Raw genomic sequence first — 15691 nt, 5'->3', positions numbered from 1 at the left:
GCGGGAAGGGGACGGGGAAGCAGCCCTCCGATCCACCTTCCCGCAGCCAGCGCCGTCCCGGGCTGCGGGCTGCGGGGGCGGATGCGTGCTGAGGCTGTGGGCCGGCCGCCTGTAGTTGCGGGCGCCGTGCGCGTCAGGAGAGTGCGGCCCGCGCTTGGGCGGTGAGTATCTGCTCGAGGTCCAGGACGGCGCGTGGGGCGTGCCGGGTGTTGATGCGGACGGCGTAGATGAAGCGTGTCAGCTGCGGGTTGGCCAGCGGGCGGGCCGCGATCTCGGGTCTGGTGCGGGGTAGGGCGAGTTGCGGCATGAGGGCCACGCACAGGCCTGCGGCCACGAAGCCGAGCACGGTGTTGAAGTCGTCTCCCTCGTACTGCAGGCGGGCCTGGAAGCCGGGCGTCTTGGCCATCTGGGAGAGCAGTTCCAGGCGCAGTGCGGCCTCCGGGGCGGCGATCCAGGTCTCGGAGGCGAGGCTGGCCAGGTCGATGACCTCCCTGTCGGCCAGGGGGTGGTCGGCCGGGACGACGGCCACCACCGGGTCCCGGGCGACCAGGGTCCGGCGCAGCATCCGGGGCGGGGACACGGGGATGAAGTCGTAGTCGTAGCTGAGGGCCAGGTCCATGTCGCCGCGCTTGAGCCGGCTGTAGCCGGCTTCGGGTTCGAGTTGGCAGAGGCTGACCTGGACGTCGGGGTAGGCGGCGTGAAGCTGTGCCAGGGCTTGGGGAACGATGCTGGTGGCGGCGGAGGCGAAGGCTCCGAGGCGGATCCGTCCGGCCGTTCCGGTGCGCATGGCGTCGAGTTCGGCCGAGGCGGCCGCCAGGGCGCTGCGGACGCCCTGTTCGGCGTCGAGGAGGACCTCGCCGGCCGGTGTGGCGCGCACGGGGCGGCGCTCCAGCACCCGAAGACCGGCGCGGCGTTCGAGTTCGGCGATCTGCTGGGAGACGGCGGGCGGGCTGTAGCCGAATTCGCGTGCGGCGGCGCTGAAGGAGCCGTGCCGTACGACGGCTTCGAGGGTGGCGAGCAGGCGGGGGTCGAGTCCGTGCACGGAGTTAAGGCTCACTTATCTGTCGCGAAGATGTGTTTTCTTGTGATTCGAGATGAACGCCAGCAGGATTCTTGCTCGCGGCAGGAAAAACGCAAGCCTGTGTTCCCGGGCCGCGCGAACGCCTCTCCCCCGCCCTCACGGCGCCCTCCACCGGTACCGCCTCTGCCTCCGCCACAGCCTGCCGTGGCCGGGCAGGGCGGCGGGCGGTGCGGATCGAACCGTCGTCGACGGGCACCCCTCATGCCCCGAAAGGAAGTGGTATGCCCCAGCAACCGCTCATCGGACTCACCACCTTCCTCGCCACCGCGCAGTGGGGCGAGTGGGACCTGCCCGCCGCGGTGCTGCCCGCGGCCTACGCGAGCTGTGTCCATGCGGCGGGCGGGCGCGCCGTGCTGCTGCCGCCGGACGCGCCGGAGGCCGCGGCCGATGTGGTCGGACGCCTGGACGCGATCGTCCTGACGGGGGGCGAGGACGTGGATCCCGCCCTGTACGGGGCGGTGCCCCATCCGCGTACGGGGCCGCCGGTGCGCGAGCGCGACGCGTGGGAGCAGGCCGTGCTGGCCGCCGGCCTCGCCCGCGACATACCCGTGCTCGGGGTGTGCCGGGGAATGCAGCTGATGAACGTGCATGCGGGCGGCACCCTCATCCAGCACCTGCCCGACCGTGTGGGCCACCACGGCCACAACCCCTACCGGGGCCATTTCTGCGCCCACGCGGTGACCACCGTGGCGGGGACGCGGATCGGCGCCCTCCTGCCGGGGACCCGCGAGGTCGCCACCCACCATCACCAGGCCGTGGACCGCCTCGGGGCGGGGCTGACCGTGGCCGCCCGTGCGGCGGACGGCACGGTGGAGGCGATCGAGAGCACCCGGCACCGCTTCGCCGTGGGCGTCCAGTGGCATCCGGAGATGGGCGTGGACATGCCGCTCGTGCAGGCCCTGGTGGCTGCCGCGGCCTTCAGCGCGGACACCGACGAGGCTTCGGCGGCCGGACGGAAGGAGCGCACGGCGCGAAGCTCGCCGGAGGGGATTTTCCCGACACAGGTGTCTTGACACCCTGCGGTGCACGCCGCAGGATCACAGCGTGAACCTGTCAGACAGCCAGACAGGTGGCTCCCTTCCGCGGCGCGTCAGCGCCATGGAAGCGGTCTTCGGCCACCTGCGCAGCGCCATCGAGCGCGGTGAGTACGTCGTAGGCGACAAGCTCCCCTCCGAAGCCGAGTTGTGCCGCGCCCTCGAGGTCAGCCGGCCCGTACTGCGGGAGGCCCTGCGGGCCCTGCAGGCCATGGGGCTGACCGTCTCCAAGAGCGGCAAGGGCACGTTCGTCCTGGCGAACACGGTCGAGGACCCCACCTTCGGCGACTACGCCGCCAGCGACCTGCTGGAAGTGCGCCGGCACGTCGAGATCCCGGTCGCCGGGTACGCCGCGCGGCGCCGCACCCCCGAGGACCTGGACCACCTGGGCCATCTGCTGGACCGGATGGAGCAGGAGACCGACACCACCGCGTGGGTGGCGATGGACACCGTCTTCCACCTGGCGGTGGCCGAAGCCTCCCGCAACCCCGTCTTCCGCCGCGTCATCGAGGAGATCCGCGACGCACTGGCGCGTCAGTCGACCTTCCTCAACGAACTGGGCGGCCGGCGCGAGCAGTCCAACTGCGAGCACCGGGCGATCCTCGAGGCGCTGGTCGACGGCAGCGAGCACGACGCGGTGGAAGCCATGTCCCACCACCTGCTGCGGGTCGAGACGACCCTCACCGACATCGTGCGCCCCCAGCGCACCACCGCCCCTACGGAAGGCAGACCCCAGGCGTGAGCGAGCAGTTCCTCAAAGACGAGAAGCGCCCCACGACCCGTCACGTCGACGCCGGGGACACCGGCTACAGCAAGTCCTTGAAACCCCGGCACGTCAACATGATCGCCATCGGGGGTGCGATCGGCACCGGACTCTTCCTCGGCGCCGGCGGACGCCTCGCCGAGGCCGGGCCCTCCCTGTCCGTCGCCTACGCCGTGTGCGGGATCTTCGCGTTCCTCGTCGTGCGCGCGCTCGGCGAACTGGTCCTGTACCGGCCGTCCTCCGGCGCCTTCGTCTCCTACGCCCGGGAGTTCCTCGGGGAGAAGGGCGCCTACACCGCGGGCTGGATGTACTTCCTGAACTGGGCGACCACCGGCATCGCCGACATCACCGCCGTGGCCACCTACACCCACTACTGGCACCTGTTCTCCGATGTCCCGCAGTGGGTGATCGCGCTCATAGCCCTGGCCGTGGTCCTGACCGTGAACCTCATCTCGGTGCGGATCTTCGGCGAACTGGAGTTCTGGTTCGCCATCGTCAAGGTCAGTGCCCTCGTCGTCTTCATGGCGATCGCGATCTTCCTCCTGGCGACCCGGCACCCCGTCGACGGCGCCGTCCCCGGGCCGGCCCTGATCACCGGCAACGGCGGGATCTTCCCCAACGGCCTGCTTCCCATGCTGCTGATCATCCAGGGCGTCGTCTTCGCCTACGCCTCCGTCGAGCTGGTCGGCGTCACGGCCGGTGAGACCGAGAACCCCGAGGAGATCATGCCCAAGGCGATCAACTCGATCATGTGGCGCGTGGGCCTCTTCTACGTCGGCTCGGTCGTCCTGCTGTCGATGCTGATGCCGTGGAGCAGCTACAGCGCCGGCCAGAGTCCGTTCGTGACCGTGCTGTCCCACATCGGTGTCCCGGCGGCCGGCGACGTGATGAACCTGGTCGTCCTCACCGCGGCCATGTCCTCGCTCAATTCCGGCCTCTACTCCACCGGCCGCATCCTGCGCTCGATGGCCGTCAACGGCTCCGCCCCGAGCTTCACCGCCCGGCTCAGCCGCACCCAGGTCCCCTACGGCGGCATCCTCCTCACCAGCGGCATGTGCGTCCTGGGCGTCGGGCTCAACTTCGTGGTCCCCGCGGACGCGTTCGAGATCGTCCTCAACCTCGCCGCGATCGGCATCCTCGCCACCTGGGGCATGATCATGATCTGCCACCTCCTGTTCTGGCAGAAGACCCGTAGGGGCGAGCTGACCCGCCCCGCCTACCGCCTGCCCGGCTCCCCGTGGACCGAACTGGTGACACTGGCGTTCCTCGCCTCCGTCCTGGTCCTCATGTACGCCGACGGAGGAGCCGCGCGCACCACCGTGCTGTGCGTGCCGCTGATCGCCGCGGCACTGGTCGCCGGCTGGTACGCGGTCCGCGGCCGCGTGGCGCGCGCCGCCGCCAAGAGCGACAGCTGAGTCGGGCGAGGGGCCGGCCCCGGTGCGGGCCCCTCGCCGGCCAGCCGGTCAGAGCAACCCACCACCGAACGAGGCAGTGATGCACAGCCCTCTCCTCGCGGACGCTCCCGCGGTCCGCGAGCCCCAGCACGCCCCCGTCGCCCACGTCATGCGGGGCGGTGTGATCGAGGGAGTCCACTACGGCTCCGTCGTCGTCCTCGACAGCGGGGGCGGCGTCCGGTTGGGCATCGGCGACATCGAAGCCGCCTGCTACCCGCGCTCGGCCCTCAAACCGGTCCAGGCCGTCGCGATGGTGCGGGCCGGACTGCCGCTCGACGGCGTCCTGCTCTCCCTCGCGATGGGCAGCCACTCCGGCGAGGAGCACCACCTCGCGGGCACCCGGCTCATCCTGGACCTGGCCGGGCTCGCCGAGGACGATCTGCGCAACGTCCCCGACCTTCCCTACGCCCCGGCCGTCCGGGACGCCTGGGTGCGTGAGGGCCGCGGGCCGTCGCGGCTCGCCCAGAACTGTTCCGGCAAGCACGCGGCGATGCTGTACTTGTGCAAGCTGTCCGGCTGGCCCCTGGAGACGTATCTCGATGCGGACCACCCGCTCCAGAGGATGATCGCCGAGGCCGTTGAGGAACTCACCGGCCAGCACGTCGCGAACGTCACCGTCGACGGCTGCGGATCCCCGCTGTTCGCGGTGTCCTTGCACGGCCTGGCCCGCGCCGCCGCCCGCATCGCCACGGCCGGGCCGGACACGGCCGAACACCGGGTCGCGGACGCGCTGCGCGTCCATCCGGAGATGGCCTCCGGCACAGGGCGGGACACGGCCGAGCTGATGCGCGCGGTGCCCGGGCTGCTGGCCAAGGACGGTTTCGAGGGCGTCCAGGTCGCCGCACTGCCCGACGGCCGGGCCATCGCCGTGAAAATCGCCGACGGGGCCGACCGGGCGCGTACCGCGGTGACGGCCGCCGCCCTCGCCTGCGCGGGAGTCGACCCCCGGCTGCTGGCCGGGTTCGCGGGCGAGCCGGTGACCGGCGGCGGCCGGCCCGTCGGCAGCATCCGCCCGGTGTCGGCCCTGAACCCGCCTGGCGCCCCCGCCACCGTGACCGTCTGACACCCGCTTCCCCCTTTCCACACCCCTTCGATCCGCCCACCTCAGGAAGAGGACCCGCACACCCATGACCGCCTCCAGCCGCAGTGAACACGACCTGCTCGGAGACCGCGACGTCCCCGCCGACGCCTACTGGGGCGTCCACACCCTGCGCGCCACCGAGAACTTCCCCATCACCGGCACGCCGATCTCCACCTACCCGCACCTGATCGACGCCCTCGCCGCCGTCAAGGAGGCCGCGGCCCTCGCCAACACGGAACTCGGCCTGCTGGAGCCCGCGAAAGCGGCCGTGATCGTCACCGCCTGCCAGGAGATACGCGGGGGCAAGCTCCACGACCAGTTCGTCGTCGACGTCATCCAGGGCGGCGCCGGCACCTCGACCAACATGAACGCCAACGAGGTCATCGCCAACCGGGCGCTGGAGCTGCTGGGCCACACCAGGGGCGAGTACGGGCACCTGCACCCCAACGAGGACGTCAACCTCGGCCAGTCCACCAACGACGTCTACCCCACCGCCGTACGCATCGCGACCGTCTTCGCGGTGCGCGGCCTGCTCGACGCCATGGCCGTCCTGCAGGACGCCTTCGCCCGCAAGGCCGCCGAGTTCCACGACGTCCTGAAGATGGGCCGCACCCAGCTCCAGGACGCCGTGCCGATGACGCTCGGGCAGGAGTTCTCCGCCTTCGCCGTCATGCTGGACGAGGACCGCAGCCGGCTCGCGGAAGCCCTCGGCCTCATCCACGAGATCAACCTCGGCGCCACCGCCATCGGCACCGGCCTCAACGCCCCGACCGGATACGCCGAAGCCTCCCGCCGCCACCTCGCCGCCATCACCGGCCTGCCCCTGGTCACCGCGCCCGACCTGGTCGAAGCCACCCAGGACTGCGGCGCCTTCGTCCAGCTGTCCGGCGTCCTCAAGCGCATCGCCGTCAAGCTGTCCAAGACCTGCAACGACCTGCGCCTGCTGTCCTCCGGGCCCCGCGCCGGACTCGGCGAGATCAACCTGCCGCCGGTCCAGGCCGGCTCGAGCATCATGCCCGGCAAGGTCAACCCGGTGATCCCCGAAGTCGTCAACCAGGTCGCCTTCGAGGTCATCGGCAACGACATCACCATCACCATGGCCGCCGAAGCCGGCCAGCTCCAGCTCAACGCCTTCGAGCCGGTCATCCTGCACTCGCTGTCGAAGTCCGTCACCCACCTGCGCGCGGCCTGCCTCACCCTCGCCGAACGCTGCGTGAGCGGCATCTCCGCCAACACCGAAGTGCTGCGCGCCACCGTCGAGAACTCCATCGGCCTGGTGACCGCCCTCAACCCGCACATCGGTTACACCGCCGCCACCGACATCGCCAAGGAGGCCCTCGTCACCGGCCGGGGTGTGGCCGAACTCGTCCTGGAACGGGGCCTGCTGCCGGCGGAGCAACTCACCGCCCTGCTGCGGCCCGAGGTGATCGCGGGAACCGGCCCGGCCCGTACCTGACACCCCCTGGCGGGGGCGGGGCACCAGAGCCCGGCACCGCGGGGATCGCAGCGGGCGGGAACGGCCTGCCGGGGGGCTGGCCGTGGTGCCTGCCGTGGGCGGATCCCGTGGTGCTGGGCGGCGGTGTCCTCGCCGGGCACGACCGACGCCACCCCCGTGCCCGGCGCAAGCCCTGAGACCGTCGCGGCCTCGGCCGACACGGCGACACCGCGACACCGTCCAGGGCACCGTTGCTCTGCCGTCTCACCTCACCCTCACCCTCACCCGGTGAGACGGCGGAGCAACGGCCACGGTCACGGACTGGTCCGCACACCGCCCGCGGAGCTGGTCAGTGGTCGTATGGAGGGTGGACTCCGGTAGAGGGCGCGGATGAGGCGGGGCCGCCCCCGGGCGCAGCGAACGGTGCCGTGCGGGGCGGTGCCTGCTGTGCGACCAACGTCGCGTAACGCCTGGACCCGCCCGGCGCCCGCGCGATCCTCGCCCCGTTCGCCCCACTGCCGTAGCGGGCAACCGCCCTGCGCCCCCGTCCCGACTCGGACAACTGTTCATGACCGCCTGCGCAGGGCGGTGCCGTGCCTCTACGCTCGGCCTGGGCAGACGTGCAGTCGACGGGGACGGGGTGGGATGCGTGGAGATCGGGTTGGCGGACGCGGTGGCGGCGGTGCGGGACGAGCTGCTGCAGGCCGCGGCGCACGGTGCGGGACACGAGATCTCGTTCGTGGTCGGGCCGGTGGAGATGGAGTTCGAGGTCGAACTGCGCGCCGATGCGCGGGCGAAGGCGGGCTTCCGAGTGTGGGCCGTGACGGCGGACGCGGAGGCCGGGGTGGCCCGCGGCCGGACGCACCGGGTGTCGTTCACCCTCACCCCGAGGAGTCCCGCCGGCGGCGATCTGCTGGTCAGCGGGGGCGCCGACCGGCCGGCCGGTCCCGGCGACGTGAGCGCCCGGATCCAGGACTGACCGGGCGTCGGCGTACGGGACGGGGATGCGATGAGGCGGGATCGTCTGGTCGCGGTCGGAGGACCGGGCGGGCCGGGATCGGGGTACGTGATCGGTCCGCGGCTGGTGCTGACCTCGGCACACGTGGCCGGTCGGCGCGGCACCCTGGTGCAGGTGTTCCGGCCGGGCGGCGACGCGGTGTTCGGCGGGGCCGTGGTGTGGTGCGGCACGCCCGGCGGGCGCGACGATGCGGCCCTGGTGGAAGTGGACGACGCCGGGTGGCGGCCACCGGCGGGCGCGGGGGTGCGCTGGGGCCGCCTGGTGACCGAGCAGCCCGGCCAGCCCTGCGCGACCTGGGGCGTACCGGACGTGGTGCAGCGGCCGGGGGCGGCGGTGGAGGCCGCGCAGCTGGCGGGGACGGTGAATCCGGGCAGTGGCTTCGTGGCCAACCGGCACGTGATGGACCTCGGCCCCCGTCCGCCGGTCTGGCCGACCGACGGGTCGTCGCCGTGGGGCGGGCTGTCAGGGGCCGCGATGTTCTGCGGCCGCCTGCTGACCGGGGTGGTCGCGGCCGACGCGGGCCGATCCGGGCATGCCGCGCTCTCGGTGGTGCCGGCGTACGTGCTGCACCACGACGCGGAGTTCCGGGCCGTGCTGGCCGAGCACTGCGCCGGTGCGATGGTGCTCGAAGCGGTCGAGTTCCAGGACCTGGCCGAGGCCGGTCCGGTGGCGCCGGCCGGCGGTCTGGGCTCGGCGGCGGCGCTGCTGCAGGCGGCCCGGCAGGTCGTGGCGTTCCACGGCCGCGAGGAACTGCTGGGCCGGTTGGCTCGCTGGTGCCGGCAGGAGGGGTTCGGCAGCTGGCTGCTGCACGGCCCGGCCGGGCAGGGGAAGACCCGGCTGGCCCACCAGCTCGCCGCCACCCTGGCTCCGGACGGCTGGGCGGTGTTGTGGCCGCGCGCCGGGGCCACTCCGGCAGAACTGCGGGCGGTGGGCCGGGCCGCCAAGCCGCTGCTGGTGGTGCTGGATTACGCGGAGACCCGCGCGGCACAGTTCGCCGCGATCCTGGAGGCCGCCGCCGAGCACGGGGGTGCCACGCCGTTCAAGGTCTTCCTGCTGGCCCGGACGGCCGGGGACTGGTGGGCCAGCGCGCAGGCGGTGAGCCGTACCGCCGAAGAACTACTCGACGGCACCCCGGTGGCCGCGCTGCCGGCGCTGGAGAGCGATGCGGCCGCGCGTCCGGAGGCGTACCGGCGGGCGGCGGAGGCCTTCGCGGCCGCGCTGCCCGAGGTGCGCGGCCGGCAGGGGCCCGACTGGCCGGCGCTGGCCGCCGCCCTCCCCTCCCTCGAGGCGAACCGGGCGAGCATGGACAACGCGCTGACCCTGCACATGACCGCCCTGGCCGATCTGCTGGACGCCGCCGACCCCGGTCCGGCCGAGGACGGGGCGGGCCCCGCGGCCGGTGTCGAGGACCGCCTGCTCCTGCACGAGCGCCGCTACTGGGAGCAGAGCGCGACCGCCTGCGGTCTCAGTCCGGCGCTGAGCACGGCCACCCTCGATGCCGCGCTCGCCGCCGCCCTGCTGGTGGGGGCCGCCGGCCGCGACCAGGCCGCCGAGGTCCTGCGCAAGGTCGGCGGGCTGGCCGACCAGCCGCGCGACCGCCGCGATGCCGTCCTGGCCTGGATCGCCGCCCTCTACCCGTCGGCCGATTCGGGTCCGTGGGGCAGCCTGCAGCCCGACCGGCTGACGGAGCGTCTGGTCGGCCGCCGCCTGGAAGCGCACCCCGGGCTCGCCCACGACCTCGTACCGGGCATCACCGAAGAGCAGGCGGGCCGGCTGCTGACCCTCTACGGGCGCGCGGCCGCGCACGCCGTCTTCGCGGGGCGGCTCGACGACCAGCTGACCGCGCTGTGCGTCCGGCACCGCACCGTCCTGGCACCCACGGCGATGGCCGTCGCCACCCAAGTGGAGCGCCCCGGCCCGCTCGTGGCCGGCCTGCAGCAGATCGCCGCTGATCCCCGGACCCCGCTGGACACCCTCAGGCAGCTCGACGACCGGGTCCCGCGCAGCCAGCGCCTGGCCGTCTGGGCATGCGAGCTGGCCTGGCACCTGGTCGCCCGCCACCGCGGCCTCCCCCACACCCCCGACCTGGTGTGGAGCCTGCATTCCCTCTCCTCGCGCCTGGCGGCTCTGGACCGGCGGGAGGAGGCGCTGGCCCCCGCCGAGGAAGCCGTCACCGTCGCCCGCTCCCTGGCGGACGCCGTCCCCCTGATCGCGAGCCTGAACGCGTACGCCGACCGGCTGCGTGACCTCGGGAGCCGTGAGGAGGCCCTGGCCGCGATCACAGAGGCCGTGGCGCTCTCCCGCGGTCTGGGCGGCGGCCGCACCCCCGACCTCGTCGAGAGTCTGAACAAGCTCGCCACCCTGCTGGGTGATCTCAGGCGGCAGGAGGCGGCGCTGGCCGCGTCCGAGGAGGCGGTGCGCCTGCGTCGCGAGGCCGGGGCAGGGTCGGACGCCGAGGCCCGCCAGCTCGCCCGGAGCCTGAACGTCCACTCCGAACGCCTGTGGGACCTGGGCCGGAAGGAGGAGGCCATGGAGGCGCTCATCGAAGCCGCCCGGCTGCACGACGGCATGGTCGGTGCAGGCTCTGCGCACTCCCCCGCTCACGTCGCGACGCTGAGCGAGATGGCGGTCAAAGGTGCGGAGATGGGCTGGCTGAACGGGGCCCTGTCGGTGGCCGAACGCGTGGTGCACCTCAGCCGCGCCATGGCCAGGACCCGCCCCGACGCCCACCTGCCCCAGCTGGCCCAGAGTCTGGGTAGGCTGGCCTGGGCCCTGGAGGACTCGGGCCGGAAGGAAGAGGCCCTGGCCGCCGCCGAAGAGGCCTTGGCCATTCACCGGGGCTTGGTCGCCATCCATCCCGACGCCCACCTGATGGCGCTCAACGCGAGCCTGAGCACGGTCGCGGCGCTCCACGCGGCCCTGGATCGGCCCGAGCAGGCTCTCGCCGCCACCGAGGAGTGCGTACGGATCCTCCGCGGCCTGACGCGCGCCTACCCCGAGGCCCACCTGCCCCACCTGCCGGTGCAACTGCACACCCTCGGCACCCGGCTGGCGGCCGTGGGGCGCACGGAGCAGGCCCTGGCAGCCCTCGAGGAAGCCCTCGGCATCCGCCGCACCCTCGCCTCCCGCGACCCGGACGCCCACCTTCAAGGCCTGGCGAGCAGCCTGATCGCGGTGACGGTCCGGCGGGAGCAGTCCGGCCGGCCGGGGGAGGCCCTCGCCGCCCTCGAGGAAGCCGTCGCCGTCTACCGCACCCTGGCCGCCACCCGCCCCGCCCACGTCCCCGACCTCGCCAAGGCCCTGTACACGCTCTCCCGCAGGCTGGAGGGGCTGCACCGGTGGGACGAGGCGCTGGCCGCGGCCCGCGAGGCGTTCCGCCTCCTGCCCGAACTGGCGCTGTACGAGCGGCGCTGATCCGGCGGGCGTCGTGCGGGATCCCGGCGAGCCGGGGGTGCGGGCGCAGCTCTACGCCACGTCCTGCGCGCGAGGCGGGAGCAGCTGGTAGGCGGTCCTGTCGAAGGCCGGAGGCCTGCCGCCCTTGCTGCCGAGGCGTTTGCGGTGGGCGTTCTGGTCGGTCGGCTGCGGGATCACTGCCCGGATCTTGCGCGCTGCGCACGAGCGGGTCGGGCCGGGTTCCGTAAGCGACCAGCAGGGTCGCCGAGGGAACACCTCGAATGGGCCCGCACTGTGCAGTGCATGACCCGGGACCGGAGCACGCCGTCCAATCCGGTCGCCTTCACTCAGTGGAGATGCCGTCCGGTGCACAGTGGACACCGGGTGGCCGGCAGGTGGAAGTCGGACGCATCGGGTGCGCGCTGCGGTGTTCCGGGGTCGTGCGGCCGGCCCGGCTACACCGCGACGGACCTGAACCGGCACGAGGGCACGCAGACCGTCGAGCAGGGCGCCGAGGTGATCGTTCGGATGGCTCGGCAGGGCCCGGAGCCCGACCGGCGGCTGCTTCGACGCGGCGGGCCCTCTGCCCTGGTGAGCGGCGGGGTTCGCGTGCCGTTGCGGTCGGGGTTCGTCCGCGGTCCGCCGGTGGGTGGCGAGAGCCCGGCCGGGCCCTCCGCCCGGGCCGTTTCCGATAATGCGGGGATATGCCCCTTCGCTAGCGTCCGGTCGTCAACGCAGCACGAACACGACGAAGGGACGTTGCGTCATGCGCAAGTTCATGGCCGCCGCCGCGGCCGCCGGCGCCTTACTCATGATCGGGGCCACCGCGAGCACCGCCTCCGCCGCCTCCGCCGACTGGATCCCCGACCCGAAGCCCTGGAACGAGAGCGTCGCCGGTGCGCACGGCTCGGGCATGATGACGGGCGTCTGGGCGAACGGGGAGGGCACCATAACGGCCAAGGGCAAGCTGACCGTCACCGACCCCAAGGCCTGCTACACCATCGCCGTCGGTGTCGGGCTCCCCATCGGCAAGCCGAGGCACCTCGAGGTGTGGTCCAAGTCCCCGCAGAAGCAGTGCGGCCCCGGTACCTTGGAGGTCACTGCCGCCGTCGGCCCCGTCGCCTACTTCGACGGCCCCTGGGTCACCATCTGCAAGGACGGTGACGAGAGCCGCGCTTGCCGGCGCTGACGCACCGGCCCGGATGACCCGTCCCAGGCCCGGCCCGGCTTCGCGCCGCACGCGTCGGCGCGAGAGGGCCGGGCACCGGCTCCGGGAAGGGGCCGGACGGGAGGTGGGGCTCATGCCGGTAGGGCGGCCACCGCAGGCGTGGTGCCCGTGGCGGACGACGACGCCGCCACCCGGCGCTCGCTGGAACGCGGGCTGCGGCTGAGCGGCCTCACCGTGCTACTCGCCGCGGACGGGCACGGGGCGCTCGCGCTGCTCGCCGAGCGCAGCCCCGACGTCCTGGTGCTGGACGTGTCGATGCCCGGCTGACCGGTACGAGGTGTGCCGGACCCTGCGGGACCGGGGCGACGGGACGCCCGTGCTGATGCTGTCGGCCCTCGACGAGCTCGCCGACCGGGTGGCGGGGTTGCAGGCCGGGGCAGGCGACTACCTGGTGAAGCCGTTCGCACTGGAGGAACTGGTGCTGCGCCTTTCACGCGCTGCTGCGCCGCAGCCGGCGGGCCCGTCCGGGCCGGCCCCGGACACGCCGCTGCGGGCCGGGCCGCTGGTCGTCGACCCGGCGACCCGCGAGGTGCACCGCGGCGGGGACGCCGTGCACCTCACGCGCGGAGTTCGAGTTACCGCCCGCGTTGCCGCGCAACGCGGGTATTCCGTGGTTCCTGCCCGGGGCCCAACCGATGGACGGACTTATCGCCCGGGATGGGGCGACCTCTCGCCCGCGCCGCCGGTCCGGGACGTCGACGCCGACGGCCGGGCCGCCGCCGCCTCGGTGCGGCCGAACCTGCAGCGTCTCCTGGACTCCATGGCCTGCCCGGCGTTCGTCCTGAACGGCCGTGGTGACGTCCTGGCCGCCAACAGCCTCGGCCGTGCCCTGTACGCCCCCATGATCGAAGCTGCCGGGGGAGCCACCCCCAACCATGGCCGGTTCATATTCCTGGACCCCCGCTCCCGCCAGTTCTGGGGCGCCTGGGAAAGCGCCGCCGACAACCTGGTCGCTCTCCTGCACGCCCAGGCCGGCCGCGACCCCTACGACAAGGACCTCACCGACCTCATTGGTGAGCTGTCCACCCGCAGTGACGATTTCCGTACCCGCTGGGCCGGCCACGACGTCCGCCAGTACCACCAGGGCGCCAAAGCCATCCACCACCCCGTGGTCGGCCCCCTTCACCTCGCCTACGAATCCCTCGACCTGCCCGCAGACGGCCTCATCCTGTTCGCCTACGGTGCCGAGCCGGGCAGCGACTCCGAAGACGCGCTGCGCATCCTGGCCAGCTGGGCCGCCGACCACGTCCCCGCGCCAGCCGAGCGCTCCCCCGGTAGGACGAGCAACGTTCGGCGGCCCGGTGTTCGGCAAGACGCCCCCCGCACCGACGGCTGCTGAGGTTGAACTCGTGGTGTCGTAGGGGCTGATGGCTCGTCGCCCGTGCGGTATCACCGGGGCATGCGGTATCCACAAGGAGGCGGGCTGACTGCCGAACGGCAGCAGTCCGCGAGGAGTTACGGCTCAAGGCGGCCGAGCGGTTCGCCCAGGGGGAGGCGAGCTCGGTCGTCGCCAAGGCCCTGCGCGTCAACGTCCGCTCGGTACAACGGTGGCGGCAGAAGTGGGACGAGGGCGGTCCGCGGGCCCTGCGGTCGCAGGGGCCGGCATCGCTGCCGAGGCTGAGCCAGGAGCAGTTCGCGCTGCTGGAGGCGGAGCAGGCCAAGGGGCCAGCCGCGCACGGCTGGGAGGACCAGCGCTGGACACTGGCGCGGATCAAGACGGTGATCGGTCGGCGCTTTCACATGGCCTACACGATCCAGGGCGTGCGGAAACTGCTGGCGCGTAACGGCTGGTCCTGGCAGGTCCCGGCCCGCCGGGCCATGGAGCGGGACGACGGGGTGGTGGCCGGGTGGGTCAAGGAGGTGTGGCCCTGCGCGGAAGCCTTGCGGCGGCCCGTGGAGCCTGGCTCGTCTTCGAGGACGAAGCCGGATTCTCCATGACGCCGCCGCACGCGAAGACCTGGTCACAGCGCGGCCGGACCCCGGTGGTGCGGGTCCGCGGCCGCTCCCGCAGACGGATCTCCATCGCCGCGCTGACCTGCTACAAACCCGGTCACCGCTCCAGGCTCATCTACCGGCCCCGCCATGACGACGGCCGTCGCGATGGGCGCAAGAGCTTCTCCTGGCGCGGCTACCGGGACCTGTTGATCGCAGCACACCAGCAGCTCGGCGGCCCGATCGTTCTCGTCTGGGACAACCCCAACGTCCACAAGGCCGCCGACCTACAAAACTTCGCCGAGGCCCGGGACTGGCTGACCATCTACTACCTGCCGCCCTACGCACCCGACCTCAACCCGTCGTTCAACCTCAGTCGTGCAGGGCGGCCGCGAGTGCCTCGGCCAGGGTCACGGGCGGGCGGCCGATCAGGCGGCGCAAGTCGCCAGAGTCGGTGTACATCTCGCCGCGGTTCATACCGCGGTCAGCGTCAGCGAGGACCTCCGCCAGCTCGGCGGGTAGGCCCGCGGAGCCCAGTACCTGGGCGAAGTCGGCCACCGGGAGGTCAGCGTAGGTAACCTGCTTTCCGGCCGCAGCGGAGATCGCGGCAGCGAGCTCAGTCAGGGTGAAGGATTCGTCGCCGCCGAGCTCGTACACGGCGCCGGTGTGGCCTTCAGCGGTGAGGACGACCGCTGCGGCCTCGGCGTAGTCGGCGCGGGACGCGGCGCTGATCCGCCCCTCGCCTGCGGCGCCGACGACCGCGCCGTTCTGCAGGATCTGCGGCAGTTGGCTGGTGTAGTTCTCCAGGTACCAGCCGTTGCGCAGCAGCACGCTGGGGATTCCGCGGTCCCGCAGATACGCCTCGGTCTCGCCGTGCGTGGCACCGATGACGGTGGTGGCCGTGTCCGCGTGCGTCGTGCTCGTGTACGCCACGAGCGACACGCCTGCGGACGCCGCGGCGTCGATCACGCGGCGGTGGTTGGCGACCCGCTCGCCCACGGGGACCGAGGCCGAGATCAGCAGCAGCCTTTCCGCCCCCGCGAATGCCTCGGCCAGGCCGTCGGTGTCCGCGAAGTCGGCGCGGCGTACCGTGATGCCTCGGTCGGCCAAATCCTTGATCCCGGCGATGTCCCGGCCGGTCGCGATGATGTCCGCGGCCGGGATCCCGCGCCGCAGCAGTGCCTCGACGGTGAGCCTGCCCAGCTGGCCGGTGGCTCCGGTGACGACGATCGGCATGATGGTCATTCCTTCCTTCCGCGCGTGCCTTGCACG

The 15691-nt window shown here is 72.9% G+C and carries 12 protein-coding genes and 2 pseudogenes; 11 read left to right on the top strand and 3 right to left on the bottom strand.

Annotation, left to right across the window (positions count from 1 at the left end; translation table 11 throughout):
* Window positions 1–133: 133 nt before the first annotated feature.
* Window positions 134–1042, bottom strand: a complete 909-nt coding sequence (locus ACSHWO_RS37910) for a LysR family transcriptional regulator (protein ID WP_438319795.1) — start codon at window positions 1040–1042, stop codon at window positions 134–136.
* Window positions 1043–1302: 260 nt separating this feature from the next.
* On the opposite strand from ACSHWO_RS37910, the gene ACSHWO_RS37905 reads away from it, so the two are divergent.
* The 7 genes from ACSHWO_RS37905 to ACSHWO_RS37875 all read left to right on the top strand — a co-directional run bounded on the left by ACSHWO_RS37905 (window position 1303) and on the right by ACSHWO_RS37875 (window position 11280).
* Complete coding sequence (locus ACSHWO_RS37905; RefSeq protein WP_438319794.1) at window positions 1303–2094, top strand: gamma-glutamyl-gamma-aminobutyrate hydrolase family protein; 792 nt, start codon at window positions 1303–1305, stop codon at window positions 2092–2094.
* Window positions 2095–2125: 31 nt separating this feature from the next.
* Complete coding sequence (locus ACSHWO_RS37900) at window positions 2126–2857, top strand: FadR/GntR family transcriptional regulator (RefSeq protein WP_361098627.1); 732 nt, start codon at window positions 2126–2128, stop codon at window positions 2855–2857.
* Window positions 2854–4293 carry an amino acid permease gene (locus ACSHWO_RS37895; protein WP_438319793.1) on the top strand — a complete coding sequence of 480 codons (1440 nt, stop codon included), beginning with the start codon at window positions 2854–2856 and terminating at the stop codon, window positions 4291–4293. The genes ACSHWO_RS37900 and ACSHWO_RS37895 overlap by 4 nt, the downstream gene beginning before the upstream one ends.
* Before the next feature lie 79 nt (window positions 4294–4372).
* Window positions 4373–5395 carry an asparaginase gene (locus tag ACSHWO_RS37890; RefSeq protein WP_438319792.1) on the top strand — a complete coding sequence of 341 codons (1023 nt, stop codon included), beginning with the start codon at window positions 4373–4375 and terminating at the stop codon, window positions 5393–5395.
* A gap of 64 nt (window positions 5396–5459) precedes the next feature.
* Entirely contained in the window at window positions 5460–6869 is a 1410-nt protein-coding gene (gene aspA / locus ACSHWO_RS37885) for an aspartate ammonia-lyase (RefSeq protein ID WP_438319791.1), read from the top strand.
* Between the two features lie 628 nt (window positions 6870–7497).
* On the top strand, window positions 7498–7827 hold the full coding sequence (locus tag ACSHWO_RS37880) for a trypco2 family protein (RefSeq protein WP_438319790.1): 330 nt from the start codon (window positions 7498–7500) through the stop codon (window positions 7825–7827).
* An 87-nt stretch (window positions 7828–7914) separates the two neighbouring features.
* Window positions 7915–11280: a tetratricopeptide repeat protein gene (locus ACSHWO_RS37875; RefSeq protein ID WP_438319789.1), complete on the top strand. Its 3366-nt coding sequence runs from the start codon at window positions 7915–7917 to the stop codon at window positions 11278–11280.
* Between the two features lie 84 nt (window positions 11281–11364).
* Here ACSHWO_RS37875 and ACSHWO_RS37870 read toward each other — a convergent pair.
* A pseudogene (locus ACSHWO_RS37870) lies at window positions 11365–11472 on the bottom strand (IS5/IS1182 family transposase); the annotation flags it as partial.
* 553 nt (window positions 11473–12025) lie between these two features.
* Here ACSHWO_RS37870 and ACSHWO_RS37865 point away from each other — a divergent pair.
* The 4 genes and pseudogenes from ACSHWO_RS37865 to ACSHWO_RS37850 all read left to right on the top strand — a co-directional run.
* Window positions 12026–12448, top strand: a complete 423-nt coding sequence (locus tag ACSHWO_RS37865; RefSeq protein ID WP_438319788.1) for a hypothetical protein — start codon at window positions 12026–12028, stop codon at window positions 12446–12448.
* Between the two features lie 147 nt (window positions 12449–12595).
* Entirely contained in the window at window positions 12596–12754 is a 159-nt protein-coding gene (locus ACSHWO_RS37860; protein WP_438319787.1) for a response regulator, read from the top strand.
* Between the two features lie 55 nt (window positions 12755–12809).
* Window positions 12810–13826: an MmyB family transcriptional regulator gene (locus ACSHWO_RS37855; RefSeq protein WP_438319842.1), complete on the top strand. Its 1017-nt coding sequence runs from the start codon at window positions 12810–12812 to the stop codon at window positions 13824–13826.
* Between the two features lie 60 nt (window positions 13827–13886).
* Window positions 13887–14781, top strand: a pseudogene (locus ACSHWO_RS37850) (IS630 family transposase); the annotation flags it as partial.
* Between the two features lie 10 nt (window positions 14782–14791).
* Here the strand turns inward: ACSHWO_RS37850 and ACSHWO_RS37845 are convergent.
* A complete protein-coding gene (locus ACSHWO_RS37845; RefSeq protein WP_361098607.1) occupies window positions 14792–15664 on the bottom strand; it encodes an SDR family oxidoreductase in 873 nt (290 codons plus the stop codon).
* Window positions 15665–15691 lie beyond the last annotated feature (27 nt).

The organism is Streptomyces pallidus (ex Mingjun et al. 2026), assembly GCF_051550185.1.
Lineage (GTDB): Bacteria > Actinomycetota > Actinomycetes > Streptomycetales > Streptomycetaceae > Streptomyces.
This window is presented reverse-complemented; position numbering and strand designations above follow the sequence as displayed.